Origin of the sequence: Amaricoccus macauensis (assembly GCF_014201905.1) — a bacterium.
Classification (GTDB): Bacteria; Pseudomonadota; Alphaproteobacteria; order Rhodobacterales; family Rhodobacteraceae; genus Amaricoccus; species Amaricoccus macauensis.
In genome coordinates this window covers 228,598-252,143 of record NZ_JACHFM010000001.1, presented here as the reverse complement: position 1 = coordinate 252,143, position 23,546 = coordinate 228,598, and the positions used below count along the sequence as shown (strand labels likewise).

At 68.1% G+C, this 23,546-nt stretch carries 20 protein-coding genes and 1 tRNA gene; 12 read left to right on the top strand and 9 right to left on the bottom strand.

The features are described 5' to 3' along the window. Window positions 1-116: 116 nt before the first annotated feature. The 8 genes from HNP73_RS01220 to pcaQ form a co-directional block, all read right to left on the bottom strand. A complete protein-coding gene (locus HNP73_RS01220) occupies window positions 117-1,172 on the bottom strand; it encodes a LacI family DNA-binding transcriptional regulator (RefSeq protein ID WP_184146318.1) in 1,056 nt (351 codons plus the stop codon). A 529-nt stretch (window positions 1,173-1,701) separates the two neighbouring features. Next, window positions 1,702-1,775: transfer RNA gene (locus HNP73_RS01215), tRNA-Gln, on the bottom strand. A 79-nt stretch (window positions 1,776-1,854) separates the two neighbouring features. Beyond that, window positions 1,855-4,746, bottom strand: a complete 2,892-nt coding sequence (gene ileS, locus HNP73_RS01210; protein WP_184146316.1) for an isoleucine--tRNA ligase — start codon at window positions 4,744-4,746, stop codon at window positions 1,855-1,857. A gap of 220 nt (window positions 4,747-4,966) precedes the next feature. Next, the gene (locus HNP73_RS01205; protein ID WP_221288111.1) at window positions 4,967-5,638 is read right to left on the bottom strand and encodes a c-type cytochrome; all 672 of its coding nucleotides are present in this window, start codon (window positions 5,636-5,638) and stop codon (window positions 4,967-4,969) included. After that, window positions 5,625-7,004 carry a sulfite dehydrogenase gene (gene soxC, locus HNP73_RS01200; protein ID WP_343063172.1) on the bottom strand — a complete coding sequence of 460 codons (1,380 nt, stop codon included), beginning with the start codon at window positions 7,002-7,004 and terminating at the stop codon, window positions 5,625-5,627. Before soxC ends, HNP73_RS01205 begins: the two co-directional genes overlap by 14 nt. A 139-nt stretch (window positions 7,005-7,143) precedes the next feature. Beyond that, window positions 7,144-8,187: a YcjF family protein gene (locus tag HNP73_RS01195; protein ID WP_246399451.1), complete on the bottom strand. Its 1,044-nt coding sequence runs from the start codon at window positions 8,185-8,187 to the stop codon at window positions 7,144-7,146. Then, entirely contained in the window at window positions 8,184-9,602 is a 1,419-nt protein-coding gene (locus HNP73_RS01190) for a YcjX family GTP-binding protein (RefSeq protein WP_425486611.1), read from the bottom strand. Before HNP73_RS01190 ends, HNP73_RS01195 begins: the two co-directional genes overlap by 4 nt. A 1,490-nt stretch (window positions 9,603-11,092) precedes the next feature. Continuing rightward, window positions 11,093-11,992: a pca operon transcription factor PcaQ gene (gene pcaQ, locus HNP73_RS01185; RefSeq protein ID WP_184146314.1), complete on the bottom strand. Its 900-nt coding sequence runs from the start codon at window positions 11,990-11,992 to the stop codon at window positions 11,093-11,095. 91 nt (window positions 11,993-12,083) lie between these two features. Between pcaQ and pcaD the strand changes: the two genes are divergently transcribed. The 7 genes from pcaD to HNP73_RS01150 are packed head-to-tail and all read left to right on the top strand — an operon-like array spanning window position 12,084 to window position 17,317. After that, window positions 12,084-12,878, top strand: coding sequence for a 3-oxoadipate enol-lactonase (gene pcaD / locus HNP73_RS01180; protein WP_184146312.1), 795 nt, complete (start codon window positions 12,084-12,086; stop codon window positions 12,876-12,878). 34 nt (window positions 12,879-12,912) lie between these two features. Then, window positions 12,913-13,269 carry a 4-carboxymuconolactone decarboxylase gene (gene pcaC / locus HNP73_RS01175; protein ID WP_246399600.1) on the top strand — a complete coding sequence of 119 codons (357 nt, stop codon included), beginning with the start codon at window positions 12,913-12,915 and terminating at the stop codon, window positions 13,267-13,269. Then, window positions 13,266-14,024 (top strand): protocatechuate 3,4-dioxygenase subunit beta, encoded by a 759-nt coding sequence (pcaH, locus tag HNP73_RS01170; protein WP_184146308.1) that lies wholly within the window; start codon window positions 13,266-13,268, stop codon window positions 14,022-14,024. Before pcaC ends, pcaH begins: the two co-directional genes overlap by 4 nt. A gap of 3 nt (window positions 14,025-14,027) precedes the next feature. Further along, window positions 14,028-14,654 carry a protocatechuate 3,4-dioxygenase subunit alpha gene (gene pcaG, locus HNP73_RS01165; RefSeq protein ID WP_184146306.1) on the top strand — a complete coding sequence of 209 codons (627 nt, stop codon included), beginning with the start codon at window positions 14,028-14,030 and terminating at the stop codon, window positions 14,652-14,654. Between the two features lie 12 nt (window positions 14,655-14,666). Continuing rightward, window positions 14,667-15,506 carry a 3-oxoadipate:acetyl-CoA acetyltransferase gene (locus tag HNP73_RS01160; RefSeq protein WP_184146304.1) on the top strand — a complete coding sequence of 280 codons (840 nt, stop codon included), beginning with the start codon at window positions 14,667-14,669 and terminating at the stop codon, window positions 15,504-15,506. Continuing rightward, on the top strand, window positions 15,506-16,810 hold the full coding sequence (locus tag HNP73_RS01155) for a lyase family protein (protein WP_184146301.1): 1,305 nt from the start codon (window positions 15,506-15,508) through the stop codon (window positions 16,808-16,810). The genes HNP73_RS01160 and HNP73_RS01155 overlap by 1 nt, the downstream gene beginning before the upstream one ends. A 6-nt stretch (window positions 16,811-16,816) precedes the next feature. After that, window positions 16,817-17,317 carry a GNAT family N-acetyltransferase gene (locus HNP73_RS01150; RefSeq protein ID WP_184146299.1) on the top strand — a complete coding sequence of 167 codons (501 nt, stop codon included), beginning with the start codon at window positions 16,817-16,819 and terminating at the stop codon, window positions 17,315-17,317. A gap of 35 nt (window positions 17,318-17,352) precedes the next feature. Here HNP73_RS01150 and HNP73_RS01145 read toward each other — a convergent pair whose 3' ends face one another. After that, the gene (locus HNP73_RS01145; protein WP_184146297.1) at window positions 17,353-17,571 is read right to left on the bottom strand and encodes a YdcH family protein; all 219 of its coding nucleotides are present in this window, start codon (window positions 17,569-17,571) and stop codon (window positions 17,353-17,355) included. Between the two features lie 183 nt (window positions 17,572-17,754). On the opposite strand from HNP73_RS01145, the gene HNP73_RS01140 reads away from it, so the two are divergent. The 5 genes from HNP73_RS01140 to xdhC all read left to right on the top strand — a co-directional run bounded on the left by HNP73_RS01140 (window position 17,755) and on the right by xdhC (window position 23,451). Next, a complete protein-coding gene (locus HNP73_RS01140) occupies window positions 17,755-18,174 on the top strand; it encodes an Hsp20 family protein (protein WP_184146295.1) in 420 nt (139 codons plus the stop codon). A gap of 11 nt (window positions 18,175-18,185) precedes the next feature. Then, the gene (locus HNP73_RS01135) at window positions 18,186-18,422 is read left to right on the top strand and encodes a DUF1150 family protein (RefSeq protein WP_184146293.1); all 237 of its coding nucleotides are present in this window, start codon (window positions 18,186-18,188) and stop codon (window positions 18,420-18,422) included. A gap of 417 nt (window positions 18,423-18,839) precedes the next feature. Next, window positions 18,840-20,297, top strand: coding sequence for a xanthine dehydrogenase small subunit (xdhA, locus tag HNP73_RS01130; RefSeq protein ID WP_184146291.1), 1,458 nt, complete (start codon window positions 18,840-18,842; stop codon window positions 20,295-20,297). Window positions 20,298-20,308: 11 nt separating this feature from the next. Next, the gene (xdhB, locus tag HNP73_RS01125) at window positions 20,309-22,639 is read left to right on the top strand and encodes a xanthine dehydrogenase molybdopterin binding subunit (RefSeq protein ID WP_184147978.1); all 2,331 of its coding nucleotides are present in this window, start codon (window positions 20,309-20,311) and stop codon (window positions 22,637-22,639) included. Then, window positions 22,636-23,451, top strand: coding sequence for a xanthine dehydrogenase accessory protein XdhC (xdhC, locus tag HNP73_RS01120; RefSeq protein WP_184146289.1), 816 nt, complete (start codon window positions 22,636-22,638; stop codon window positions 23,449-23,451). Before xdhB ends, xdhC begins: the two co-directional genes overlap by 4 nt. Window positions 23,452-23,546: the final 95 nt, after the last annotated feature.

The window sequence follows — 23,546 nt, the reverse complement described above, 5'->3', positions numbered from 1 at the left end:
GTCGCGCTCATCCGCGTCAATATGGGCATGGTCTTCCTCCTGTTATCGGTGTTGGCTCTGGAGCTCGGCGATGCCGAATACCGACGCCAACACCTTTCTCGTTGCAGAACGGTTCGTTACGCCACTGCGGCCGGCCCCGGCGTCACGGAGTCTCGCCAGCGCAGCTCGCCCTCGACGAGGACTCGCGCGCCGATAGCCGCCGGCTTCTTGCCGCGAAGCTCGCCGAGCATCAGCCGCGCCGCAGCCTCGCCCATGCGGCCATAGGGCAGTTCCATCGTGGTCAGCTGCGGATAGAGCGTCTCCGAGATCACCCGGTAGTCGTCGTACCCGGCGACCGACATTCCCTCCGGCACCTTCACCTCCCGCGCCCGCAGGATGCCGTAGACCGCCACCGCCAGCCTGTCGTTGCCGCAGCAGAGCACCGTCGGCGGCTCCTCGAGCGCCAGCATCCCCTCGATCGCCGCCTGCAGCACCTCTCGCTCCTGTGCCGCGCCGGAGTGACTGGTCTCCACGACGAGCGCCGGATCGTACGCGATCCCGGCCTCCGCCAGCGCCCGGGCATAGCCCTCGAGCCGCAGCCCCTGCGCCACAAGCGCAGCCGGGAGCGTCAGGAAGCCGATGCGGCGGTGCCCCCGTGCGATCAACGCCGCGGTCAGCGCCCACTGGCCCTCCGTGTCGTCGGGCAGCACGCATGGGGTGCCCGCATCATCGAACCCGTTCACCAGCACCATTCGGGCGGCCCGCGCCCCGTCGGGTAGCTCGATCCGCTGGTGGTGGCTGGCGACGTAAAACAGCCCCTCGACACGATGCTCGCGCAGCGTGCGCACGAGCTGCGGAACCCCGCCCGGCTCGCTCGTGTCCGAGACGAGGAGCGTCATGCCACTTTCGGCCAGCGTTCGCTGGATGCCCTGCACGATCTGCAGGTCCGGCAGTCCGGTCGCGCCCCCGGCCGCCTGCGACCCGCTGATCGCGCCGGTCACTAGGCCGACCAGTCTGGTGCGTTGCGAACGCATCGCGCGCGCGGCGCTCGAGGGGACATAGCCGAGAGAGTCCATTGTCGCCTCGACGAGCTCACGTGTGCGGACATTGACCGGCGCGTCGCCGTTCATGACCCGGGATACAGTCTTCGGCGAGACCCCCGCGGCCTTTGCAACGTCGTAGATCGTTGCCATCCCACCGGTCCCCTACGGTCCATGACAACGATGTCATGCTATCGGTGTCGTATATGTTTAAGGAGTGATTCGCGCAAGAGGCTCGCGGAAAGATGGGAGACATGGCGAGGGCCGGGGTCCCGACGGGTTGGCTGTAACGGAAGTCGTCGCGACTCCCATTGGGTCGGCGTCGTTGCGAGCCCCCCTTTCTCAGCCCAATCCAGGGCATCCCTTCGCAAGCGACGAGACTCGGTACAGAGGGTCGCGGGGTCGCATCCCTTCGAACGGTGTCGTTGGCGGAATACCAGCGCGGCTCCCGCATGATATGAGCTCGCCGAAACGGCGAAGGCGCTCTTCCAGATCGCCATGATCGAGCTGAGGTCGCGGCGGATCGCGCGCTACAGAGACTCTTGGGTCAAACTCTTCGTGACGAACTCAACCAGAACGGGACGTGAACCGCGAGGGCAGAAAATGGGCAGAAAAAGGGCAGAAAATGCCGGAGCGAACGAAGCGCCTCCGCAACTTCTCTTGTGATTTCAGGGTGTTAGGCTGGCTGGGGAACCTGGATTCGAACCAGGACTAACGGAGTCAGAGTCCGCTGGTCTACCGTTAACCTATTCCCCAGTGCCCGGGCTGAATACGCGGTCCCAGGCCCGAGATCAAGGGGCCGGAGACCGCGATTTTCAACGCGGTCACATTTGTTTCACCCCGTGATCGCCGCGTTGCAGCGCTCGCAGACGCCCGGATGGGCATGCCGTCCGACGTCGGGCAGGATCTTCCAGCAGCGCGCGCATTTCTCGCCTTCCGCCAGGGTGGGCACCACCGCGATGCCGGGGATGTCGTCGAGCGTGAAGGCGCCGGAGGGTGCCTCCGCGGCCGAAAGGGTGAGGGCGGAGGTGATGCAGACGTCCTGAAACTCGACGCCCGAGAGCGTCTCGCGCAGGCCCGGATCGGCGACGTGCACGACGGGTGCGGCCTCGAGGCTCGCGCCGATGCGCTTCTCGCGCCGCTCGAGCTCGAGCGCGCCCGTCACCACGCGCCGCGCCTTGCGCACCGCTTCCCACTTCGCGGCGAGGCCGGCATTCAGCCAGTCGGCCGGGGTCTCGGGGATGTCGACGAGATGCACCGAGGACTCCGCACCGGGGAAGCGCGAGAGCCAGACCTCTTCCATGGTGAACGGCAGAATCGGCGCCAGCCAGGTGACGAGGCGCGCGAAGACCGCATCCATAACCGTGCGAACCGCCCGGCGCCGCAGGTCGCCCGGCGCGTCGCAGTAGAGGGCATCCTTGCGGATATCGAACCAGAACGCCGAGAGATCGACGGTGGCGAACTGGAAGAGCGCCTGGAACACCCCCTGGAAGTCGAAGGCGTCGAAGCCCTTGCGCACCACCCCGTCAAGCTCCGACAGCCTGTGCAGCACGAAGCGCTCCAGCTCCGGCATCGCCTGCGGCTCCACCCGCTCGGCGTCCGAGAAGCCTTCGAGCGCGCCCAGCATGTAGCGCAGCGTGTTGCGGAGCCGCCGATAGCTGTCGGCGGTGCCCTTCAGGATCTCCGGGCCGATGCGCTGGTCGACGGTGAAGTCGGTCTGCGCCACCCAGAGCCGGAGGATGTCGGCGCCGTACTGCTTCACCACGTCGGCGGGCGAGACGGTGTTGCCGAGCGACTTCGACATCTTCATGCCGTTCTCGTCGAGGGTGAAGCCGTGCGTCACCACCGCGTCATAGGGCGCGCGCCCCCGCGTGCCGCAGGCCTGCAGCATCGAGGAGTGGAACCAGCCGCGATGCTGGTCGGTGCCCTCCAGATAGACCGACGCCGGCCAGATGCCGTCCGGCCGGTCGCGGAGCGCGAAGGCGTGGGTGGAGCCGGAGTCGAACCAGACGTCGAGGATGTCGGTCACCCGATCCCAGTCGGCGTGCGGGTGGTCGTTGCCGAGGAACCGCTCCTTTGCGCCGGCCTCGAACCAGGCATCCGCCCCTTCGGTCTCGAACGCCGCCTTGATCCGGGCGTTGACCGCCGGGTCGCGCAGGATCTCGACCGTGCCGTCCGGCGCGCGCTTCACGAAGCAGGTGAGCGGCACGCCCCAGGCGCGCTGGCGCGACAGCACCCAGTCGGGTCGGGCCTCGATCATCGAATAGAGCCGGTTGCGCCCGGTCTGCGGCGTCCAGCTCACCAGCCGGTCGATGGAGGTGAGCGCCCGCTCGCGGATCGTCGCGCCGTAGGTGCCCATCCCGTCGTCGAGCGGGCGGTCGATCGCCACGAACCACTGCGGAGTGTTGCGATAGATGACCGGGGCCTTCGAGCGCCAGGAGTGCGGATAGCTGTGCTTCATCCGGCCCCGCGCCAGCAGGGCGCCGGCCTCGACCAGCTTGTCGATGACCGCCTTGTTGGCCTTGCCTTCCTTGCCCTTGTGATCGAACACCGCGAGCCCGGCGAAGAACGGCACGTGCTCGGCGAAGGAGGAGTCCTCGGTGACGTTGTGGGTCATCCGGTCGACCATGCCGTTCTTCACGAAGAGCTCGTAGTCGTCGAGGCCGTGCGAGGGCGCGGTGTGCACGAATCCGGTGCCCGCGTCGTCGGTGACGAAATCACCCTCGAGCATCGGCACCTCGTAGGCCCAGAAGGGATCAAGCTCCGCCAGCGGGTGGCCCAGCATGATGCCCTCGAGCGGTCCGGCATCGCCCACCCGCTCGTAGCTCTCGACCCGCGCCGCGCCCATCACGTCCGCCGCCAGCGGATCGGCGAGAAGGAGGACGTCACCGGCCTTCGCCCAGTTGTCGTCCGCAGCGGCCGTCACCTTGTAGAGCCCGTAGGAGATGCGCGAGGCGAACGCCACGCCACGGTTCGACGGGATCGTCCAGGGGGTGGTCGTCCAGATCACGACGCTCGCGCCCTTCAGGGCCTCCGGTCCCTCGACCACCGGGAACTTCACCCAGATCGTATGACTCTGGTGGTCGTGATACTCCACCTCCGCCTCGGCGAGGGCGGTCTTCTCGACCGGCGACCACATGACGGGCTTCGAGCCGAGATAGAGCGAGCCGTTCATCACGAACTTCATGAACTCGTCGGCGATCACCGCCTCGGCGTGGAAGTCCATGGTGAGATAGGGGTCGTCCCAGTCGCCGGTGACGCCGAGCCGCTTGAACTCCTCGCGCTGGATGCCCACCCAGTGCTCGGCGAAGCGGCGGCACTCGGCGCGCAGCTCGTTCACCGGCACCTCGTCCTTCGACTTGCCCTTCGCGCGGTACTGCTCCTCGATCTTCCACTCGATCGGCAGGCCGTGGCAGTCCCAGCCGGGTACGTAGCGCGAGTCCCGGCCCAGCATCTGCTGCGAGCGGACGATGAAGTCCTTCAGCACCTTGTTGAGGGCGTGCCCGATGTGCAGGTGGCCGTTGGCGTAGGGCGGGCCGTCGTGCAGCACGAACGGCACCCGGCCGTGCGCGGTCTCGCGCAGCCGGTCGTAGACCCGCAGATCCTCCCAGCGCTTCAGCCACTCGGGCTCGCGCTGCGGCAGGCCGGCGCGCATGGGAAAGTCGGTCTTCGGAAGGAACAGGGTGTCCTTGTAGTCGATACTCGTATCCGTGGACTCGGTGGTCATCTCGACATCCGTCAATGGGCAACGTGGGAAAATGGGCGCGGCCGCGCGAACCCCGGCGGCCCTGAGCCTCAGAGCGCCGGGACGGTAATTCGGTGGATGCCGAGAGCCCGTGCCATCGCGGGGCATATACGCCGCGCGCCCGTTGCCTTCAACGCCTTCTTGTTTCCCGAGCCCTTCCCCCGTGCCCGCTGCCGGACCGTCCGGCGGCGGGCACGTCGGCTCAGTACGCCCCGGGACGCGGGTCGGAAACGAAGCCTTCGGCGTTCGGCATCACGATCTTGCCGAAGGACTCCGCATCGAGGGTCACGTCCTTTCCGAGGATGCCGGCCTGCCCGAGGATGAACGCGCTGACCGCGTAGACCTCGTCGGCAGTGAGCGAGCCCGGCGCGTCCATCGGCATCGCCCGGTGCACGTAGTCGATGAGCGTGCTCGCATAGGGCCAGTAGCTCTCCACCGTCTTGACCGGCTTCTCGGTCGCGAGCGTGTCGCGCCCGCCGATGAGGCGCGGCCCGCCGGTCGCTTTCACGCCCTCGAGCGCCTCGCCGTGGCAGGCGGCGCACCTCTCGGCGAAGAGCGCCTCTCCGGCGGCATAGGTGCCGCTGCCCTCCATGAGGCCGGTGCCGTCCGGCATCACGTCGATGTCGATCGCCGCGATCTCGTCCTCGGTCGCCGGCCGGCCGATGCCGAAGTCGCGCTCAAGCCCCGGCGTGGCGCCCACCTCACCTCCGCCCGCGATCACCGGGGAGGGCGGAGTCGGCTCGCCGGTGTCGGGCAGGGGCACCACTGCGGCGGCAAAGGCGCGCGGCGCGTCCGTGGCGGGCGTGTCCTCGGCCAGCGCCGGCAATCCGGCCAGCGCGATGGCGCCGGCAATCGCAAGCTCACGCATGGACATTGGTCACCTCACCCGTCGGAGCCACGTGCCAGCTCTGGATCGCGTTCAGATGGTAGACGGAGTTCGTGCCCCGAACGGCGACCAGATCCTTCAGCGCCGGCTGGAGATAGCCGGTTTCGTCGGTGCAGCGGCTCTGCAGCACCGCCTCCGTCCCGTCCCAGACCCACGGCAGCCGGAAACGGGTGTGGCACTTCGAGATGACCGGCTCCTGCAGGGGCGCCTCCGTCCAGGTCTTGCCGCCATCGACGGAGACCTCGACCTTCGCCACCTTGCCGCGCCCGGACCAGGCGAGACCGCTGACCTCGTAGAACCCGGGCTTCGGCAGCTTCATGGCGCCGGAGGGGAAGGTGATGACCGACTTCGCATCCATGTCGAGGGTGAAGATCCGCGCCTTGCCGTCGGGCATCAGGTCCGTGTACTTCGACGTCTCCTCGCGCGTCATGAACGGCTTGTCGCTGACGTCGAGGCGGCGCAGCCACTTGATGTGGGTGTTTCCCTCGAAGCCAGGCAGCAGCAGCCGCAGCGGATAGCCCTGTTCCGGCCGCAGCGCCTCGCCGTTCTGGGCATAGGCGAGGATCGCGTCGTCCATCGCCTTGTCGATCGGGCAGGAGCGGGTCATGACCGCCGCGTCCGAGCCCTCGGCGAGGATCCAGGCCGCGCCGTCCTGAACCCCGGCCTCGCGCAGCACGGTCGAGAGCGCCACGCCGGTCCACTCGGACGTCGAGGTGAGGCCGTGGGTGCCCTGCACGGTCCTGAGGGTGGGCTTCACCCATTCCGTCAGGCCGTTCCCCGAGCACTCGATGAAGTGCAGCCGGCTGACCGAGGGCATCCGCTTCAGGTCCGCGACGGTGAGCGACAACGGCCGGTCCACCATGCCATGGACGATCAGGCTGTGCCGCTCCGGGTCGATGGTCGGAATGCCGCCGTGGTGGCGCTCGAAGTGCAGCCCCGAGGGCGTGATGATGCCCTGACCGGAGGCGAGCGGCGTCATCGACCAGCTCGAGTCGAGCGAGTCCGTCGGATAGCGCCAGCGCACTTCGTTCTCGAACTGCGAGCGCGAGCCATAGCCGCCGTCATCGAGGATCATGCGCCCCTGTTCCCGCGTGGGATCGGGCTGCACCGGGTAGTCTACGGAGCCCGGAGGTGCGTCGGCCCGGACCGCGTTGCCCGCGAACGCCGCCCCGAGCGCCACACCGCCGGCGAGCAGCCCGCGCCGCGACAGGCTCGGGAACATGCCTTCCCTGCACTCGCAGGCTTCCGCGTCCTCGCCGGCCCGGAGGGTCCGGCGTTCCAGATCGACCAGTGCCTCCGCCATCCGCCGCTCCGCCGGACCGTAGCGATCCGACGGAAAGTTTTCTTCCGACACCGGCTGACCCTCCGATTGCTGCGTCGTACCCGAGTTCCGACTCGGGAACCCTAGCAGCAGGCGGCGCGCCGACAAAGCGTTGCGGTCTGTCTGGAATATCGCTGCGGACCCGAAGGCGCCGGCCGGCCGCGCGGGTCCGCTACTTGCGCTCGAAGAGCCCGGTCAGCGCCCGACTGATCACGTTCGTGACCTTCGGTCGCGGCAGCGCCGAGAAGGGCAGGGGGCGGCAGACGTCCATGGCCGCGATGCCGACCCGCGCGGTCAGCGCGCCGTTCACCATGCCCTCGCCGAAGCGCCGTGACAGCCGCGCGAGGACGTGGCCACCGGCGACGGAGCCGATGAGATCGTCGCCCGCCGAGACGAGGCCGGTCGCGAGCAGGTGCGTCGCCACCGTCCGCAGCAGCCGCCACGAGCCGAAGAACCCGGCGTGGGCCCCGTAGACCTCGGCCACCCGGCGGATCATCCGCAGGTTCTGGCTGGTGGCGGCCAGCACATCGACGAGGGCGAGCGGGATCACCGCGGTCGCGGCGGCAACGGTGCGGGCGGCCGCCTCGATCTCGCGCCGGGCGGCGGCGTCGAGGGGCGCGAAGAGCATGCGCTCGGTGAGATCGAGGATCGCGTCCGCGTCGAGTACCTCTTCCCGCGTTTCCTCGAGCCGGGCGAGGGCCCAGCGCAGTTCGGTCCGGCCGCCGTAGAACCCTCCGAGCCGCCGCGAGAGCGCGAGCGCGGCCTCGCGGTCCTGATCGCCGAGGGCGGCGGCCGCGTCGGTGCGGAAGCTGTCGATCCGCGCCAGCCGCCGGAACGCCCAGATCTCGCGGAAGAGCTGCAGGACGACGAGGACCGCGAAGAGCCCGGTCAGTGCCAGCGCCACCATGCCGACGGTCGGATAGCGGACGAGGAGGTTCATCAGGTAGTCGTAGGCCGTGACCGAGACCACGAGGGTGACGAGGCTCGCGGCCACGGTCCAGAGCAGCCCGCCCCGGCGCTTGCGCGCGGCGAGGCGGGTGACGGTCAGCATTGCGTCGCCCTGCGGCGGCAGGTCGTCGTCGGGCGGGGGCGGCGCCTCGCTCGGGGTCATCGTGGTGGGGGCGAGGTCGTCGGCGGTGAGCACGAAGGGCTTGTCTGCGAAGGGCTTGTCCGGGGAGCGCTGGTCGGGGCGGTCCGACGGGGGACGGGGGCTCATCTGAGGCGGTCTCCGATCAGGAACTCGGCCGCGCGGTCGAGGCGGATGTGGGGCAGCCCCTCGCCACCCTTGAGGCGCGGCGGGGCGAAGCGGGTGTTGGCGTAGCCGGCATCGAGCCATGTCCCCGCGCCCTGCCGGGCGGCGGCGAGAAGCTCGGCGGGATCGGCGGGCAGCTTGCCGGGGAAGAGCGCGATCTCCTCGCCGGTGTCGAGCGAGCGGCCGCGCACCAGATCGAAGGTCCGGCCGTCGCGCTCAACGGTCTGCTCGACCGTCGCCCGGACGCTGGCGATGGAGAGCGCGCCGGTGGTGGCGCCGGAGAACTGCGCCCGGTCGCGGGCCTCGCGGACCAGCGCTTCGGTGAAGGCCGCGAGCTGGGGGTGCTGGCTGTGGTGCAGGTGGTCGGCCTTGGTGGCGCAGAACAGGATCTTGTCGATCTTGCGGCCGAGGATCGGCGCGAGCCACGAGCGGGCGCCGGGGCGGTAGCAGGAGAGGATTTCGGCCATGGCGGTCCGAAGGTCGTCAACCGCGCGCGGACCGTCGGCGATGGCGCCGAGGGCGTCGACGAGCACCACCTGCCGGTCGAGTCGGGCGAAGTGGTTGCGGAAGAACGGCTCGACCACCACGCGCTTGTAGGCCTCGAAACGCGCCTCGAAGGCCCGCCAGAGCGAGTCCGAGCCGGCGCGGTCGGGCGGCAGCAGCGGCGAGAAGGTGAGGGCGGGCGAGCCTTCGAGATCGCCCGGCATCAGGAAGCGCCCCGGCGCGACGCTGGAGAGCCCGGCGAGGCGCGCGGTCGAGAGATAGGCGGTGAAGGTGGCGGCGAGCTTTCGCGCCGTGGTCTCGGTCAGCGCCCGGCCGGAGTCGGTCGCGTCGGCCTCGGCGAGCCAGGCGGCGGCGTGGCTCTCGCGGGCGGGCGAGCGGGCGGCGGCGAGCGCGGTCGCGGACCACTCGGCGAAGCTCTGGCTCATGAGCGGCAGGTCGAGCAGCCATTCGCCCGGGTAGTCGACGATGTCGATGTGGACCGCCCCGGTGCCGGCGAGGCCGGAGAAGAGCCCGCTCGGCGCGATCCGAAGCGAGAGGCGCAGGGTCGAGATCGAGCGGGTGCTCTGGGGCCAGGTCGGGTTGGGGCCGGAGAGCGAGTCGAGGTGGTCCTCGAAGGCGAAGCGGGGGATCGTCGGATCAGGCTGCGGCTGGAGGAAGGCCGCGAGGATGCGGCCCTCGGCGGCGGCGCGGAGCTGGGGCATCCGTCCGCGCTCCAGCAGGTTCGCGACCAGCGAGGTGATGAAGACGGTCTTGCCCGCGCGGCTGAGGCCGGTCACGCCGAGGCGGACGACGGGCTCGCGGAAGACGCCGGTGACATCCTCGACCATGTCCCCGAGCCGTGAGGCGAGGCCGCCGGTCCATCGGTCCAGATCCACGCGCTGCGCTCCTTCCTTCGGCCTGAATGCGAGACGTAGGCGCTCCCGCCGCGAGGAGCAAGCCGGACGGGCGGCGGGCGCGCAAGTTGCGCAAGGTGGGGAAACCTTGCCGGATCAGCAGGTTGATCCTTTTCGTCGACCGGATGGCGATCTCGGTTGACACGCGCGGCACGACAATCGCGGGGCGCGCGAGACCCGGATGCTGCGGTAGCCGCCGCGGTAGCAACCGCTTCCCCCGGCGCCGGTCTCCGGCCCGGAGCAGAGGCGGCACGCGGTGGAACGGGACTCCAGCGCCTCCCAGCGGGAGTACTTACTATCGCCGTCGCGTTGGGGCTCGTGATTGTCCCAAGAAGGAGGGCCATGACGACACCTCTCGCGGTCTCGTCGCGCGTGTTCGTTCCTTGGGCCGTGACAGCGCAATGCGACCTCGTGGGCGCTTCCTTCCCGAAGTGTCAGCTCAGCGGATTGTCGCCTGACGACAGCTAATCGTCTACCTTCGTCTTTCTATGAGCTCAGGCGGAGGCGATGCTGTGCACCTTCTGTATTGTGACGAGACAAATCTAGATAAGCGCTTGGGTGACTTTCTAATCTATGGAGGGATGGTCGTTGAGGGCGCGACCGCGAAGGATTTCTCGGTAGAGATTGATAATCTTCGTCTACGCCATCGCGTACCAAGAGACTATCGGCTAAAATTTAACCCGGGCCCAAGCGGTTTCTCACACCTTGAGTTTGTAGCGCTAAAGCGGGATATATTTCAAATAGCTCATCAATTTGGAGCGCGACTGATTGTGTATCTTACTTTGCACGACATAGCGGTTGATCCAGACGAGGCTCGGCGCTTTGGTATCAATGCAGTGTGCTACAACTTCGACTTCATCTTGAAACGGTTCGGCGGGTCAGGACTAGTCCTCATAGATCGGTTCAACGACGCGGGCAATGCGATCGACGCGCACTTGAGAGACAAATTCACCGTTGGCGTGACTGGGATGCCCTATACGTCAGAGATGCGCTTGGCAAACATTGTGGGCTTTCACTATTCATGCGTTGGGCAGTCCCATTTCCCCAGCCTTGTTGACGTTGTGTTGGGTTCCCTCCGTTTTGCCGTAAATGCTCACACACGACGGCAGACTGAGTACCTCGGGACGGCCGCAGAGCTCCTCCAACTGTTAGGGCCTCTCTTCTGGCGGCCAGACGGTCAGGGCGTGGTGCCTAAGTTGGGATTCACCTTCAGTCCCCAAGTGATAAGGGCCGAAAAATATCTTAAAAAATACAATGATCTTAAGGAGTTTTTGGAGAGGAATGGAGTCTCAATCGGACATGAGGTGGGGAGTACGTTGGCATCCTGGAGCTGATTTCGCGCAGTGGCGCGAAGAAGCCGACCCAAAGTTGATATGGCCACTGGGCCGGATGAGCCCGCCCTTCGCTGACGTCGGCGAAGCCGTGGTGCGCGCGGGAGTGGCGATGCGTCTTCGACGACACAGCCGCCCCGCTCAGCCCCTCTCCACCTGCGCCGCGTCGCGGATCGTCTGCATCAGGACTTCGAGGGCGTCGGGCACTGTCTGGCCGGAGCGCAGGGTGAGGCCGACGGGGCCGGCGAGGGGCAGACCGCCAAGGTCGAGAGCGACGATGGCGCCGCTTGCGATCTCCTCGGCGAGGACGCCGCGCGAGATGAACCACACCGCGTCGGAGGCAAGAATGAGGCCGCGGCCGACGGCGAGGGAGATGGTCTCCACCTGTGGCCGGGGCAACTCGCGGCCGCGCGCGAGGAAATACTGCTCCACCACCGGCCGGATGATCGCGCGGGGGGGCGGCAGGATCAGCGGCCAGTCGGCCGGATCGGCGCCCGGCGAGGCAAGCGCCGGGTGGCCGGCGCGGACGGCGGCCACCACCTCTTCGGCGTAAAGCTGTTCGAAGACGAGACCCGCCATTTCCGCCGGCGGAGCGAGACGGCCCACCACGAGATCGAGACGCCCCTCGCGGAGCTGGGACAGCAGATAGTGGTTCGGCCCGGTGGAGGCGCGCAGGCAGATCTCGGGCATCGCCTGCGCGAAGGCGATGGCGGCGCGCGGCAGCACCCGGGTCGCGACGGTGGGCAGCACGCCCGCGGAGACGATCCCGCCAGCCACCGGACCACGGATCGCCCGGACGCCGCGGTCGAGCTCGGTCAGCGACAGGCCGGCGTGCTTCTGGAAGATCCGACCCGCGGCAGTCAGGCGCAGGCGGCGCCCGGCCCGCTCGAAAAGCGCCGTGCCGACACGCTCCTCCAGCTCGCGCAATGTCTTCGACACTGCCGGCTGGGAGATGGCCAGTTCATTGGCCGCCTGTTGAACGCTCTGGAGGCGTGCGACTTCGAGAAAGCAACGAACGTGGCGATACGATACGGGTATCATTCCATATCCTGCGGGTTATGCATTTTGCGAGACATATCATTTTACATAACTTCGGCAATGCGCCATCAATCACGTAGGGGAGGATCAACGAATGCACATGCGCGAGATCAACGGGGTGCGCCTGCACCACGTCGTAACCGGTGATCCCGATGGGCTGCCGCTCGTCTTCGCCAACTCGCTCGGCACTGATTTCCGTATCTGGGACAAGGTGATCGCGGGACTTCCTGCGGGCCTCAAGATCCTGCGCTACGACATGCGGGGTCATGGTCTGTCGGATGCACCCGAGGGTGACTATCCGATGGCCGATCTCGTTGCCGACGTCGCGGGACTCATGGACGCGCTCGGCTTCAGGGACGCGGTCTTCGTCGGCCTCTCGATCGGCGGCATCGTGGCGCAGGGGCTCGCGGTCGAGCGGCCCGATCTGGTCCGGGCTGTCGTCCTGTCGAACACCGCCGCGAAGCTCGGCACCGAGCAGACGTGGGGCGAGCGCATCGCGCTGGTCCGGGCGCAGGGGATCGACGCCATCGGCGACAACGTGATGAAGCTGTGGTTTTCCAAGGCTTTCCATGACGAGCGTGCGGACGAGCTGGTCGGCTGGCGCCACATGCTGACCCGAACGCCGGTCGCGGGCTACGTTGGTTGCTGCGCCGCCATCGCCCATACTGACCTGCGCGATTCGACCCGGACGATCCGCCAGCCGGTGCTGGCGATCGGCGGCGACGCCGACGGCTCGACTCCGCCCGATCTGGTGCGCGAGACCGCGGAATCGATTCCGGGCGCGCGCTTCGAGCTGATCCGGGGCGCCGGGCATATCCCATGCGTCGAACGGCCCGAGGCGGTCGCGGCGCTTCTCACCACCTTCCTGAAGGAGAACGGCCTTGGCTGACACCGCCGCCCGCTCCGAGCGATTCGAGACCGGCATGACGACGCGTCGCAGCGTTCTCGGGGATGCCCACGTGGACCGGGCCGAGAAGGCCAAGACCCCCTTCGACGAGCCGTTCCAGACCCTCATCACTGAGTCGGCATGGGGGTCGGTCTGGTCGCGCCCGGACATCTCGAAGCGCGACCGCTCGCTCATCACCCTCGCGCTGCTCGCCGCACTCGGCCAGTGGGACGAGGTGGCAATGCACGTTCGCGCCACGAAGAACACCGGCGCCACGCCGGCCGAGGTGCGCGAGGCGATGATGCATGTGGCAATCTATGCAGGCGTCCCGGCCGCGAACCACGCGCTGAAGCTGATCAAGGAAACGTACCGGGACATGGGAGTGGAACCATGAAGCAAGGCGAAATTCACCGTCCGAACGCCCGCGAGGCGTCGGGTGAGTTCTTCCAGCGGGACCGCCGGATCCATCCGCCGGCCTATACGCCCAACTACAAGACCAGCGTCGGCCGCTCGCCGCGCTACGCACTGCTGTCGCTGCAGAATTCGCTCTCCGAGGTGACCGGGCCGACCTTTGGTCACAGCGATCTCGGGCCGCTCGACAACGACCTGATCCTGAACTACGCGCAGGATGGCGAGCCGGTCGGCGAGCGGATCATCGTCCATGGCCGGGTGCTCGACGAGACGGGGCGCGGCGTGCCGGGCACGCTCGTCGAGTTCTGGCAGGCCAACGCCGGCGGCCGGTACCGCCACAAGAAGGACATGTACCTCGCGCCGATCGATCCGAACTTCGGCGGCTGCGGGCGCACGCTGACCGACGAGAACGGCTACTACTACTTCCGCACGGTCAAGCCCGGCGCCTATCCGTGGCGCAACTGGGTCAACAACTGGCGCCCCGCGCACATCCACTTCTCGGTCTTCGGCCCGGGGTTCGTGCAGCGGCTCATCACCCAGATGTACTTCGAAGGCGATCCGCTGATCCCGCACTGCCCGATCCTCGCCTCGATCCCGGACGCGGAGGCGCTCGAGGGCCTGATCGCGCCGCTCGATCTCAACGCGGCGGTGCCGCTCGACAGCCTCGCCTACAAGTTCGACATCGTGCTCCGCGGGCGTCGCTCGACGCTCTTCGAGAACCGCCTGGAAGGGAACTGAGCCATGCCGCAGCCGCTCAACTACCTCAAGGAGACCGCGTCGCAGACTGCGGGCCCTTACGTCCACATCGGACTGGCGCCGGGCGCCGCCGGCTTCAAGATCTTCGAGCAGGAGCTCGGGACCGACATCGCCGGGCCGAATGCCGAGGGCGAGCGCATCCGTGTCGAGGGCACGGTGTTTGACGGGGCCGGCGCGCCGGTGAAGGACGTGCTGATCGAGGTCTGGCAGGCGAACGCCGCGGGCATCTATCCGAGCCCGGCCGACCTGCGCGCGGATCAGGTCGAGGAGGGCTTTCGGGGCTGGGGTCGGATCATCTCCGACTTCGACACCGGCCTCTTCAGCTTCGACACGGTGAAGCCCGGCGGCATCGCCGGCCGCAATTCCCGGCGGATGGCGCCGCACCTGAACCTCTGGATCGTCGCGCGCGGCATCAACATCGGGCTCAACACCCGGATGTATTTCGATGACGAGGCCGAGGCCAACGCCAAGGATCCGGTGTTGAACCTGATCGAGCAGGCGAACCGTCGGGGCACGTTGATCGCCACGCGCGAGATGCGCGATGGCAAGCCGGTCTACCGTTTCGACATTCGCCTTCAGGGTGAAGGCGAAACCGTGTTCCTGGATATCTGAGGAGGCAAGCCCATGGCGGATCCCTGCATCATCTGTGTCGCGATCACCGGCAGCCTGCCGCGCAAGTCGATGAACCCGGCCGTGCCGATCACCGTGTCCGAACAGATCGAGAGCACCCAGGCAGCGTTCGAGGCGGGGGCCTCGATCGCGCACTGCCACGTGCGCAACGACGACGAGACGCCGACCGCCTCGCCGGAGAAGTTCGGCCAGCTGCTCGAGGGGCTGCGCAAGCACTGCCCCGGCCTCATCGTCCAGCTCTCGACCGGCGGCCGCTCGGGTGCCGAGCGCGAGCGGGGCGGCATGCTGTCGCTCAGCCCGGACATGGCGAGCCTCGCGGTCGGGTCGAACAACTTCCCGACGCGGGTCTATGATAATTCGCCGGATCTGGTGGACTGGCTGGCGTCGGAGATGCTCAAGTATGACGTGAAGCCGGAGATCGAGGCGTTCGATCTCAGCCATATCCATCAGGCGGCGGCGATGGCGAAGGATGGCCGGATCAAGGGGCCGCTCTACGTGCAGTTCGTCATGGGCGTGAAGAACGCCATGCCGGTCGACAAGCCGACGTTCGATTTCTACGTCGAGACGGTGAACCGCATCGCGCCGGACGCGAAGTGGTGCGCCGCCGGCATCGGCCCGAGCCAGATCGTGCTGAACGAGTGGTGCATCGCGGCGGGCGGCCATTGCCGCACCGGCCTCGAGGACAACCTCCGTCTCTCCAAGACCGAGCTTGCGCCCTCGAACGCCGCGCTGGTGAAGAAGACCGTCGAGCTCTGCGAGAAGTACGAGCGCCCGGTGGCGACCTGGCAGCAGGCCCGCGACATTCTCGGGCTCAAGGCGAAGGTAGCCGCCTGATGATTTCCCCGTTCGACGGTGAGATCACCGCTGGCCTCTACGGCGACGCCGAGGTCGCGGCGTTCTTCTCCGGCGAAGCCGAGGTCCGCGCGATGCTGCACGTCGAGGGGGCGATTGCTGCCGTCGAGGCGGACCTCGGCATCATACCAGAGACTGCCGGCCGCGCCATCAAGGCGGCGGCCGGCAGCGTCACGATCCCCGCGGCGAGCCTCGCCGCGGGATTTGCCTCGGCTGGCGTCCCGGTTTCGGCGTTGGTGAAGGAATTTCGCAGCCAGCTCGCACCGGACGTCGGTCAGTGGCTGCACTGGGGCGCGACGAGCCAGGACGTGGTCGACACCGGCCTCGTCCTGCGGCTGGGCGGGGTGCTCGACCTGCTCGACGCGCGCCTCGCCGAACTCATCGCCGCCCTCGGGTTGGCGGCGGCGACGCATCGCGACACGGTGATCGCCGCGCGCACCCGCTTCCAGATGGCGACGCCCACGACGCTCGGCGCGAAGATCGCGGTCTGGACCGCGCCGCTGGTGCGCCATCGCGCGCGCCTCGCGGAGCTGCGCCGGCGCCTGATGCAGGTGTCGTTCGCCGGGGCATCGGGCACCAACGCGGCGCTGCAGGGCCGGGGTGGCGAGGTGGTCGAGGGGCTCGCCGCCGCGCTCGGGCTCGGGGCGACGCCGGTGCCGTGGCATGCGGCGCGCGACACGATGCTGGAGCTTGGAAGCTGGTTCGCGCTCGTCACCGGCTCGCTCGGCAAGATCGGCGCCGATCTGATCCTGCTCGGCCAGAGCGAGATCGGCGAGGTGACGGCTGGCACGGGTGGCGGCTCGTCGACCATGCCGCACAAGGCCAATCCGGTGGTGCCCGAGGCGCTGGTCGCGCTCTCCCGCGTCACCGCCGGCAATCTCGGGACGCTGGCGCAGGCGATGATCCACGCGGAGGAACGCGATGGCACGGCGCTCGGGGTGGAGTGGTTCACCCTGCCGTCGATGGCGGTCGCGGCAGGCTCGGCGCTCCGCCACGGGATCGCTCTCGCCGGGACGCTGAAGGCGCACCCCGACCGGATCGCCCGCACCTTCGCCGGCGATCGCGGCATGATGATGGCGGAAGCCGCGGTCTTCGCGCTGGCCGAGGAGATGCCGCGGCCCGAGGCGCAGGCACTGGTGACCGCAGCGGTCAAGGCTGCGGGACGCGAGGGAACGCTCGCCGAGGCGCTCGCGGCCGCCGCGCCGGGGCGGGACTGGCCACGACTGCTCGACCCGGCGCGCGGGGTCGGTGACGCGCCGCAGATCGCCGACGCGGCCGGGCGCTGACGCCCGGTGGAGATCCGCGACGAACGCCCCGAGGACGCGCCGGCAATTTCCCGGCTCGTCACCGGGGCGTTCCGCGATGCGCCGCATTCCGATGGCACGGAGGCTGCAATCGTCGACGGGTTGCGGGCGGCGGGTGCGCTGACGATCAGCCTCGTGGCGGTGGAGGGCACGGCGGTCCTCGGCCATGTTGCCTTCTCACCGGTCACGCTCTCCGGCGCAGGCTGCGACTGGTATGGGCTTGGACCGCTCGCGGTGTGTGTCTCCGGTCGGCGGCGCGGCACGGGCGAGGCTCTGGTCCGCGCCGGGCTTGCCCGTCTCACCCGCGATGGCGCAGCCGGCTGCGTCGTGCTCGGCGATCCGGCATACTATTCCCGCTTTGGTTTTCGCCCTGACCCCGCTCTCACTCTCGACGGCGTGCCGGCGGAGTACTTTCAGGCGCTGCGTTTCGGTGGCGCGGATGCAGGCTCCGTCGCCTATCACCCGGCATTCTATCCCGGCGGCGCGTAGGTATCCGGACTATTCAACATGTCATACGGAGATCTTCACGCGATGATGTCGGGCGTGATCTCGTCGCTCAGCCGCTGGATCTCGTCCTTCAGCATCAGCTTGCGCTTCTTCAGCCGGCGCAGGGTCAGCTGATCAGCCTTCCCCTCGGTGTGCAGCGCCACGATGGCATCGTCGAGGTCGCGGTGTTCCCGTTGCAGAAGCTCGAGCTTGACCCGGAGGACCTCGTCGCGCTGCATGGTCTGCGGGCTGTTCATCGGCTCGGGATCCCTGCGGTGAATATGGCTTTTATACCCTACCGCGCGGGGCGGCGGCTAGTACGTCACGTAACCGCGCAGGCTCTTGTTTCGCCGGCTGGTATTTCCCATGTTTCATCCAACGGAGCCGCCGATCCGGGGCTCCATTGACCAAGTCGCTTGAGAACAAGGGCTCGATCGAGAATGACAAAGGTGACCTTCGCTTCGCATCCCTACCTGCTCGGGTTCGAGAACCTCGACCGGCTGGTGGAAAGGACGGCGAAGTCCGGGAGCGATGGCTACCCGCCGTACAACATCGAGCAGCGTGGCGATGCGTCTTACCGCATCACCCTGGCGCTGGCCGGATTTTGCGAGGAGGATCTCCAGATCACCCTCGAAAACAACCAGCTGGTGATCCGGGGGCGGCAACGCGACGACGCAGACGGCCGGACGTTCCTGCACCGCGGCATCGCCGCGCGCCAGTTCCAGCGCAGCTTCGTGCTCGCGGACGGCGTCGAGGTCGGGGCGGCACGGCTGGAGAACGGGCTGCTGCACATCGACCTTGCGAGGTCCGCGCCCGAGACGGTCGTCCGCACCATTGCGATCAACGGCAAGAATCCCTGAAGGAGGCTACCATGACCGATTTTCCGAGCCTTCCCGACGATACGAACGACGCGAACAAGGGCATCGTTTACGTCCGCGAAGTGAAGACTGCCGATCTGCCGGAGTCGATCCGGGCGCAGACCGCCGGGGTTGACCACCTCTACGCGATCCACGCCTCGACCGGCGAGGTGCTGGCGCTGGTGCCCGACCGGGCGCAGGCCTTCGTGGTCGCGCGGCAGAACGAATTCTCGCCGGTCAGCGTCCACTGAACCGGCCGCGCCCGGCGCAAGGGTCGTCGGGCGCTACTGACGCTACCGAAGAGCGAAGAACCAAACCGCGGCCCCCCGAAAGGGCGGCCGCGGTTGCATTTTTCTCGCCCCATTTTCAAAATATCTTTGAAGCAGTCCTCCGCATTGGCGGGGTTCTGTTCCGGCGGTCTTCTGCCAAGATTGCTTGGTTTGACGGCGACGGCAAGATCGCTCGGGGAGTTTTGGACATATGGCAGATATCTGGAAAAGCGCCTTTGGCGCCGGTTCGGCGTGCGCGCAGGCTCGTTACAGTGACGCTCATTCCAGCGTCGCGTCGGGTTCCGTGTTGCGGGCCTCCGGATTTCGGCAGTTGATTGATTCGCACCGGTTCCCGCGCTCACGCCGGATGGTGCCCGCTGGTTGCAAGGAGGCTCTAGCTTGACTGCGGTACGCAACGAGATCCGATTTCTGCTCAACGACCGTGAGGAGCGGCTGAGCGCCATCCGGTCATCTGACAATCTGCTCGATCATCTGCGCCTCTCCCGCCGATTGCGCGGCACCAAGGAGGGCTGTGCCGAGGGCGATTGTGGTGCCTGCACCGTGCTCGTCGGCCGGCGCGTGGGCGAGGGGCTGGTCTATGAGCCGGTCAATGCCTGCATCCGCCTCATGGGCTCGCTCGACCTCACCCATGTGGTGACGGTGGAGCATCTCGCCGGGGCGAACGGTGAGCTGCATCCGGTGCAGCAGGCGCTGGTCGATCATCATGGCAGCCAGTGCGGCTTCTGCACGCCGGGCTTCGTCATGTCGCTCTACGGGCTCTGGATGCGCAATTCGCGGCCGAGCGTCGCGGAGATCGAGGAAGCGTTGCAGGGCAACCTCTGCCGCTGCACGGGATATCAGCCGATCATCGAGGCGGCGCGCTCGATCGAGGGCTCGCCGGCCGAGGACAAGCTTGCTGCCGAGCGGGCCGACGTTCTGGCGCGGCTCGCGGCGATGGACGATGGCGCTCGGGTCGAGATCCGCACCGGCGAGGACGAGGTGATCGTGCCGGCGAGCGTCGACGATCTGGCCGAGGTGCTCGCCTCGCGGCCGAAGGCGACGGTGGTCGCAGGCTCGACGGACGTCGGGCTCTGGATCACCAAGCTGATGCGCAACATCAGTCCGGCGGTCTTCATCGCGCATCTCAGCGGGCTGAAGGGGGTCGAGGTGACGCCCGAGGGTGTCACGATCGGCGCCGGGGTCAGCTATGACGAGTTCCAGTCGGTGCTCGACGCAGAGTTTCCGCATCTTTCGGAGTACTGGCGCCGGATCGGCGGCTGGCAGGTGCGGGCGATGGGCACGGTCGGCGGCAACGTGGCGAACGGCTCGCCGATCGGCGACACACCGCCCGCGCTCATCGCGCTCGGGGCGACGGTGACGCTCAGGAAGGGCGCGGAGCGGCGGACGCTGCCGCTGGAGGCGTACTTCATCGCCTATGGCAAGCAGGACCGGGAGCCGGGTGAGTTCGTGGAGGCGCTCCACGTGCCGAAGCCGGCGGCGGGGTCGCTTGACGCGGCCTACAAGGTGTCGAAGCGGCGCGAGGAGGACATCTCGGCGGTGGCCTGCGGCTTCCATGTGGAGCTCGACGGCAACCGGGTGAAGGTGGCGCGGCTCGCCTATGGCGGCATGGCCGCGACGCCGAAGCGGGCGGCGGCGGCGGAAGCGGCGCTGATCGGACGGCCCTGGGCGCTCGACACGGTGGCGGCGGCGGAAGCGGCGATCGTGCAGGACTTCCAGCCGCTTTCCGACTGGCGGGCGAGTGCCGGATATCGCGCCCGCGTGGCGGCGAATCTGCTCCGGCGGTTCTATCTCGAGACGGCGGGCGAGACTGTGCGGCTCGTGCGGGAGACGGCATGATGAACAAGCAGATGGACAACGTGGCGGCGGACGCGGGCATCAGGGGCGGCGTGCACCTGTCGCAGCGGCACGACTCGGCGCACAAGCATGTGACGGGGCTCGCGGAATATACCGACGACATCCCCGAGCCGGCGGGCACGCTGCATGCCTATCTCGGGCTGTCGGACCGGGCGCATGCGGAGATCGTCTCGATCGACTTCGACGCGGTGCGCGCGGCGCCCGGTGTCGTCGGGGTGCTGACGGCGGCGGACGTTCCGGGGTCGAACGACATCAGCCCGGTCGGCAAGCACGACGATCCGCTGTTCGCCGAGGGCAAGGTCGAGTTCCACGGCCAGCAGATGTTCGCGGTGATCGCGGAAACCCGCGATCAGGCGCGCCGCGCGGCGAAGCTTGCGAAGGTCGAGTATCGCGACCTGCCGTTCGTGACCGACGTGGCGGAGGCGGTGAGCGCGGACTACCCTTACGTGACCGATCCGCTGAAGCTGGAGCGTGGCGAGGTCGAGCCGGCGATGGCGGCGGCGCCGCGGCGGCTGAAGGGCGCCATGCGCGTGGGCGGACAGGATCACTTCTATCTGGAAGGTCACATCGCCTTCGCCTTCCCGGGCGAGGACGATGAGGTGACGGTCTATTCCTCGACCCAGCACCCGTCCGAGGTGCAGCACATGGTGGCGCACGTGCTCGGCGTGCCGTCGAACGCGGTAACGATCATCGTGCGGCGCATGGGCGGCGGTTTCGGCGGCAAGGAGACGCAGCCGAACATCTTCGCCTCGATCACCGCACTGGCGGCGAAGAAATACCATCGCGCGGTGAAGCTCCGGCCCGACCGGGACGACGACATGGTCGCGACCGGCAAGCGCCACGATTTCCTGAACGAGTACGAGGTCGGCTTCGACGAGGACGGACGCGTCCTCGCGGTGGACGGCGTGTTCGCGGCGCGCTGTGGCTTCTCCGCGGACCTCTCGGGCGCCGTGACCGACCGCGCGCTCTTCCACGCGGACAACTCGTACTACTATCCGGCCGTAAGGCTCGTCTCCAGGCCGATGAAAACCAACACGGTTTCCAATACGGCATTCCGCGGGTTCGGCGGGCCGCAGGGGCTCATCATTGCCGAGCGGATCATGGAGGAGATCGCTTACGCACTGGGCAAGGACCCCCTCGAAGTCCGGCGGGTGAACTTCTACGGCGACGGCGAGCGGAACGTGACGCCCTATCACCAGACCGTCACTGACTGCATCATCGAGCGGGTGGTGGATGAACTGGTCGAAAGCGCCGACTACCAGGCGCGGCGCCAGGCGGTGCTTGACTGGAACGCGAAGGGCGGCGTGATCCGCAAGGGTATCGCGATCAGCACGGTCAAGTTCGGCATCAGCTTCACCGCCACCTGGTACAATCAGGCCGGCGCGCTGGTGCACGTCTACAGCGACGGGTCGGTACACCTGAACCACGGCGGCACGGAGATGGGGCAGGGCCTCTTCACCAAGGTGGCGCAGGTGGTGGCGGACGTGTTCCAGATCGACCTCGACCGGGTGAAGATCACCGCGACCACAACGGCAAAGGTGCCGAACACCTCGGCCACGGCGGCGTCGTCGGGCTCGGATCTGAACGGCATGGCGGCGGAGAACGCGGCGCAGCAGATCAAGGACCGGCTGATCGACTTTGCGGCGGAGAAATATTCCGTGGACCGCGAGCAGGTGGTGTTCCAGCCGAACGCGGTGCTGATCGGCAACCGGCGGGTCTCCTTCGACGACTTCATCAAGGAGGCCTACATCGCGCGGGTGCATCTCTCGGCCGCGGGCTTCTACAAGACGCCGGACATCCACTGGGACCGCGCGGCGGGCAAGGGGCGGCCGTTCTACTACTTCGCCTATGGCGCGGCGTGCTCGGAGGTGTCGGTCGATACCCTGACGGGCGAGTACGTGGTGGATCGCGCCGACGTGCTGCATGACGTCGGCCGGTCGCTGAACCCGGCGGTGGACAAGGGGCAGGTCGAGGGAGCCTTCGTGCAGGGCATGGGCTGGCTCACCACCGAAGAGCTCTGGTGGGACGACAAGGGGCGGCTTCGGACACACGCGCCGTCCACCTACAAGATTCCGCTGGCCGGCGACCGGCCGGCGATCTTCAACGTGAAGCTCGCCGAGTGGTCGGTGAACAAGGAGCCGACGATCCGGCGGTCGAAGGCCGTGGGCGAGCCACCGTTCATGCTGCCGATTTCGGTGCTGGAGGCCCTGTCCATGGCGGTGGCGAGCGTCGCGGACTATCGCGAGTGCCCGCGGCTCGACGCGCCGGCCACGCCCGAACGGGTGCTGAAGGCGATCGACCGGCTCGGAGGGAGGGAGGCATGACCGTCCGCCCCGACGAGATCGCAGGGCTTCGGGCCCGGACCGTCGCGGCACTGGTCGAGGTCGCTGAGGCCCGGGGCTCGACGCCGCGGGAGAGCGGCGCGTGGATGGTGGTGACGAAAGGCACGATCCTCGGGACGATCGGCGGCGGTCAGCTCGAATACATGGCGATCGACGCTGCCCGGGCAATGCTGGCGCGCGGGGACGACAGCGAAACTCTCGACATCCCGCTCGGGCCGGAGATCGGCCAGTGCTGCGGCGGCCGGACGGTGCTCACCTGCACGCGGCTCGACGACGCGGGATGGGAGGCGCTCGCGGCCATGGCCGAGCGGGAGTATCGCGCCCTGCCGGCGGTGCTGATCTTCGGAGCCGGCCACGTTGGGCGGGCGCTGGCAGCGGCGCTGGCGCTTCTGCCGGTGCGGCCGGTTCTGATCGACCAGCGGCCGGAGGAAATCGCGCTTGCGCCGCCACGGGTCGAGGCGGTGATGACCGCGATCCCCGAGGCCGAGGTGGCGACGGCTCCGCCGGGCAGCGCCTTCGTCATCCTGACCCACGACCACGCGCTCGATTTCCTGATCGCGCGCGAGGCGCTGGCGCGGGGGGACGCGGCCTATGTCGGCATGATCGGCTCCAAGACCAAGCGGGTGACGTTCGAGCGCTGGCTCGCCCGCACCGAGGATCCGCCATCGCCCGAGTCACTGGTCTCACCGATCGGCGCGGCCGGACGGCCTGACAAGCGGCCCGAGGTGATCGCGGCATTCGTCGCGACAGAAATACTGGCGGCACTCGTGATGCGGGCGCCGCTGAGGGTTTGAAGCGATGGCGCGTGCGCTCCGGCTCGCGGAACGAACGCGGTAACAGACGTTGAAGATTTGATGTGATGGCGCGTCCGCTCCGATTGAAGGCGTGG

Excerpts from the sequence above, each read along its gene's own strand:
- pcaH (WP_184146308.1), top strand. The coding sequence starts at position 13,266 with ATGAAGCAAGGCGAAATTCACCGTCCGAACGCCCGCGAGGCGTCGGGT.
- pcaC (WP_246399600.1), top strand. The coding sequence starts at position 12,913 with ATGACGACGCGTCGCAGCGTTCTCGGGGATGCCCACGTGGACCGGGCC.
- HNP73_RS01220 (WP_184146318.1), bottom strand. The coding sequence starts at position 1,172 with ATGGCAACGATCTACGACGTTGCAAAGGCCGCGGGGGTCTCGCCGAAG.
- xdhC (WP_184146289.1), top strand. The coding sequence starts at position 22,636 with ATGACCGTCCGCCCCGACGAGATCGCAGGGCTTCGGGCCCGGACCGTC.
- HNP73_RS01205 (WP_221288111.1), bottom strand. The coding sequence starts at position 5,638 with ATGTCCATGCGTGAGCTTGCGATTGCCGGCGCCATCGCGCTGGCCGGA.
- pcaD (WP_184146312.1), top strand. The coding sequence starts at position 12,084 with ATGCACATGCGCGAGATCAACGGGGTGCGCCTGCACCACGTCGTAACC.
- HNP73_RS01155 (WP_184146301.1), top strand. The coding sequence starts at position 15,506 with ATGATTTCCCCGTTCGACGGTGAGATCACCGCTGGCCTCTACGGCGAC.
- HNP73_RS01135 (WP_184146293.1), top strand. The coding sequence starts at position 18,186 with ATGACCGATTTTCCGAGCCTTCCCGACGATACGAACGACGCGAACAAG.
- HNP73_RS01140 (WP_184146295.1), top strand. The coding sequence starts at position 17,755 with ATGACAAAGGTGACCTTCGCTTCGCATCCCTACCTGCTCGGGTTCGAG.
- HNP73_RS01195 (WP_246399451.1), bottom strand. The coding sequence starts at position 8,187 with ATGAGCCCCCGTCCCCCGTCGGACCGCCCCGACCAGCGCTCCCCGGAC.
- ileS (WP_184146316.1), bottom strand. The coding sequence starts at position 4,746 with ATGACCACCGAGTCCACGGATACGAGTATCGACTACAAGGACACCCTG.
- pcaG (WP_184146306.1), top strand. The coding sequence starts at position 14,028 with ATGCCGCAGCCGCTCAACTACCTCAAGGAGACCGCGTCGCAGACTGCG.
- HNP73_RS01160 (WP_184146304.1), top strand. The coding sequence starts at position 14,667 with ATGGCGGATCCCTGCATCATCTGTGTCGCGATCACCGGCAGCCTGCCG.
- pcaQ (WP_184146314.1), bottom strand. The coding sequence starts at position 11,992 with ATGATACCCGTATCGTATCGCCACGTTCGTTGCTTTCTCGAAGTCGCA.
- xdhB (WP_184147978.1), top strand. The coding sequence starts at position 20,309 with ATGGACAACGTGGCGGCGGACGCGGGCATCAGGGGCGGCGTGCACCTG.
- HNP73_RS01145 (WP_184146297.1), bottom strand. The coding sequence starts at position 17,571 with ATGAACAGCCCGCAGACCATGCAGCGCGACGAGGTCCTCCGGGTCAAG.